This is a genomic window from Caloramator sp. ALD01 (assembly GCF_000472625.1).
GTDB lineage: Bacteria > Bacillota > Clostridia > Clostridiales > Caloramatoraceae > Thermobrachium > Thermobrachium proteoclasticum.
Map to the genome: position 1 here is coordinate 1 of NZ_AXAA01000057.1, position 3,946 is coordinate 3,946.

3 protein-coding genes are annotated in these 3,946 nt (G+C 34.4%); all 3 read right to left on the bottom strand.

Features of this window, described 5'->3' with window-relative positions; genetic code table 11:
* Positions 1–554 precede the first annotated feature (554 nt).
* Positions 555–1,403, bottom strand: coding sequence for a YitT family protein (locus A3M9_RS0112035; RefSeq protein ID WP_051350735.1), 849 nt, complete (start codon positions 1,401–1,403; stop codon positions 555–557).
* A gap of 351 nt (positions 1,404–1,754) precedes the next feature.
* Positions 1,755–2,693 carry a transketolase family protein gene (locus A3M9_RS0112040; protein ID WP_027309406.1) on the bottom strand — a complete coding sequence of 313 codons (939 nt, stop codon included), beginning with the start codon at positions 2,691–2,693 and terminating at the stop codon, positions 1,755–1,757.
* On the bottom strand, positions 2,686–3,516 hold the full coding sequence (locus A3M9_RS0112045) for a transketolase (RefSeq protein ID WP_027309407.1): 831 nt from the start codon (positions 3,514–3,516) through the stop codon (positions 2,686–2,688). The genes A3M9_RS0112040 and A3M9_RS0112045 overlap by 8 nt, the downstream gene beginning before the upstream one ends.
* Positions 3,517–3,946: the final 430 nt, after the last annotated feature.

Below are 3,946 nucleotides of genomic sequence, written 5' to 3' on the forward strand. Positions count from 1 at the left end.
CCACCCAGGTGAAATGTGACATTTGTTGTTAGTATTCACATCGCATCTGGGTGGAAGAACTACTTGTTTTTTTTTAACGTTCCCTATTATATTATGTTTTACTGTAAAGCCACTCTATATTTTTATAATTTTTTAGGAGCTCCTTTTTCAAAGCTTTTTATGGGAAAAATTTAAAAATAATTATTATATGTCTGAGAAGTTTTTAAATCTAATTTAGTAATATTTAAGATTATTTATATAATATTTGAATTATTGACAAACCCACTTGTTAGCTAAAATATAAAAAACCCCCATGAAAGGATTTCAAAATGGCATATTTCATAAGCTTTAGCAATTCTTAGGTTTAGACGTAGAAAAAATCCGTAATTCGGCATAGAACGTTCCGAATCGAGCGGCCATCAGGACGATGGCATCGCGATGGTAGGACTTTTTTTCAAACAAAGAATAGATTAGAATTGCTTAGCAAAATGAACAAATGCCTAAGAAATCCTTCATGGGGCTAATCAAAGCATAACTTTTTCAACAGCCTGCAATATTATTGATATAATATCCCTTTATTCAAGTTCAGTAAATCCTTCACCTAAGACTTCGTGTACATTGCTTACGCTTATAAAGGCTCTCTTATCAAGCTCCTTTATATATTCCCTAAGTTTAATGAATTCCTTTCTGCTAATTATAGTCATTAAAACTTCCTTTTTTTCTCCTGTAAAGGCACCTCTGCCGTCAAATATGGTTACCCCTCTTCCAAGCTCTTCTATTATATATTTTTTGATTTGTTCACTCTTTGAACTAATTATTGTTACCTGCTTGCATACGTTTAAGCCTTGAATTACATTATCTATGACGAGTCCGTTTATTACAACTCCTAAAAGTGCATACATACCTATCTTAGGTCCAAAGGTTAAGCCTGCTGCAAGTGTTATCAAAAAGTCTGATAATAGAAGCGATTTTCCAATATCAATATGGAAGAATTTATTTATAATCTTTGCTATTATGTCTGTACCACCTGTTGAAGCATTTTGGTTAAATACAATTCCCATACCTATACCCGAGATTAATATACCAAATAATAGTTGTAAAAATAAATCGTCAACTATAGGCTGTGAAATTGGGTATAGCTTTTCTAAAAGCCATATCATTCCAGAAAGACCAAGGCTCGAATAGATTGTTTTTGCACCAAAATTGCTGCCTATTACTATGAATGCAATTATAAATAGGATTATGTTCATTCCAAGCATTAAAAGTCCAACAGGAATTGATGGGAAAAATTTATTTATAACTATTGCAAGTCCGCTCACTCCACCTGCTGCAAGGTTGCTTGGAACTAAAAAGTAGTATATACCAACAGCAACTAAAAAGATTCCAAGGGTAATTAAAATGTATTCCTTTATTGCCTTCTTCATATTATTCCTCCTTCCTATTGGTAATGTCGTTCCAATTCTGCATATTCATTTTATCATTTTGCCGCAAATAAAGCAAATTCAACGCCTTTCGTTTTATGCAATGATTGTATATTTTTTGTGTTTTTCTCTATTTTAGATAAGTATGCACAATAGTTTGATTAATAAAATTCAGAAATGATATTTTATTCACTTAATGTTAATATTCTTGTTTTTTCATCGTTTATACATATTAGGAGCAAAAATTAAACCACCCAAGCGTAATGCGTGGCAGTTGTGGCCTTCCGCATCTATCTTGGGTGGTATTGTTTACATTTTATGGATAATGTCACATTTCACCTGGGTGACACTTTTTTATTTTGCTGCTACTGCTTCCTTTGCAGCCTTTATAATTTCATCCTTTGTTAATCCATACTTCTTAAGAAGTTCTGCTGGCTTTCCTGATTCACCAAATGTATCTTTTATTCCCACTCTCTTTACAGGTGCTGGACACTTTTCTGATAGAACTTCGCAAACAGCACTTCCAAGTCCACCTATTATGTTGTGTTCTTCGCAAGTTACTGCTGCCTTTGTCTTTTTAACTGAGTTTACAACAGCCTCTTCATCAATTGGCTTTATTGTATGGATGTTTATAACTTCAGCATCTATTCCTTCCTTTTGAAGTTCTTCTGCTGCCTTTAGTGCTTCACTTACCATTATTCCTGTTGCAAATATTGAAACATCCTTACCTTCCTTTAATAAAACAGCCTTTCCTATTTCAAACTTGTATTCTGGTCTATCGTTTATTGTTGGAACTGATGATCTTCCAAGTCTTATATAAACAGGTCCATAATATTCGCTTGCTGCTTTAACTGCTGCCATTGTTTCAACATCATCTGCTGGGCATATTACTGTCATATTTGGTATACTTCTCATTATTGCTATATCTTCAACTGATTGGTGTGATGCACCGTCTTCACCAACTGTAAGTCCTGCGTGGGTTGCTGCAATCTTTACATTTAGCTTTGGATAGCAGACGGAGTTTCTTATTTGTTCAAAAGCTCTTCCTGCTGCGAACATAGCAAATGTGCTTGCAAAAGGAATCTTTCCACAGGTTGAAAGCCCTGCTGCTGTTCCAATAAGGTCTGCCTCTGCTATACCAACGTTGAAGAATCTCTCTGGAAATGCCTTTGCAAAATCAGCTGTTTTTGTTGATTTTGAAAGGTCTGCATCTAAAACAACTATATTTTTGTTTTCCTTACCAAGTTCCACAAGTGCCTTTCCATATGCTTCTCTTGTTGCTAAATTAGCCATTAATCGCACCTCCTAACTCTTGTAGTGCCTGTTCGCATTGTTCTTTGCTTGGTGCTGTTCCGTGCCAGCCTACTTGGTTTTCCATAAAGGATACACCCTTACCCTTTACAGTTTTTGCAACTATCATAGTTGGCATTCCCTTTGTAGATTTTGCCTTATCTATTGCATCAAATATTTGATTGTAATCGTGTCCATCTATTTCAATTACATTCCATCCAAATGCTCTAAACTTATCTGCAATTGGAGTTACATTCATAACTTGTGTACAAGGGCCATCGATTTGTAGTCCATTGAAATCTACAAATGCTGTTACATTATCAAGCTTATAGTGTGCTGCTGTCATTGCTGCTTCCCAAACTTGACCTTCTTCAAGTTCTCCATCTCCTAAAAGTATGTATACTCTGTAATCTTTGTTGTCAAGCTTTCCTGCAAGTGCCATTCCATTTGCAACAGAAAGTCCTTGACCTAATGAACCTGTTGACATATCTACACCAGGAGTGTTCTTTATGCTTGGGTGTCCTTGAAGATTTGAGTCAATCTTTCTTAGAGTCATAAGCTCTGACTTGTCAAAGAAGCCCTTTTCTGCAAGAACTGCATATAGAACTGGTGCTGCATGTCCTTTTGATAGGATGAATCTGTCTCTATCCTCCCATTTTGGATTGTTTGGGTCAACCTTCATTTCACTAAAGTATAGTGATGTTAGGATTTCAACTGCTGAAAGTGAGCCACCTGGGTGTCCTGATTGAGATTCAGTTAGCATCTTTATGATGTTTTTTCTAACTTCAACTGCTATTTCTTTTAGTTTGTTGATGTCTCTATTCATCACACATTCCCTCCTTTTGGTCTTTATATTTATTATGCCATAAGGCTTATTTTTCTAACCGCACAAATATTATAGCACATATTTTGACAAAATACACACTATTTTTACGTTGACAATTTTTAATTTTTTTAATAATAAATTTATACGCATATTGAACAAAAAGTAAATAAACACCATTAGATGCATTTAATTACATTACAAAAGAGTAGTCTAATTCATACCTTTTATATTATACAAAATAAAAGTGCCAACCGAGTGGTTGACACTTTGCAAAAATTGTTCTTTAGCTATCTTCTCTATAGGTACATTTAAATTTACTTTTTTACAGCTAATGGAAATGTCACATTTCACCTGGGTGGGAGACCTCCGAAAAAATATTATGGTATAATAAATATGCATAAATATTTTTTTGGAGGTCTTTTATGTTTAA

Coding starts and splice junctions, on each gene's coding strand:
- A3M9_RS0112035 (WP_051350735.1), bottom strand. CDS start 1,403: ATGAAGAAGGCAATAAAGGAATACATTTTAATTACCCTTGGAATCTTT.
- A3M9_RS0112040 (WP_027309406.1), bottom strand. CDS start 2,693: ATGGCTAATTTAGCAACAAGAGAAGCATATGGAAAGGCACTTGTGGAA.
- A3M9_RS0112045 (WP_027309407.1), bottom strand. CDS start 3,516: ATGAATAGAGACATCAACAAACTAAAAGAAATAGCAGTTGAAGTTAGA.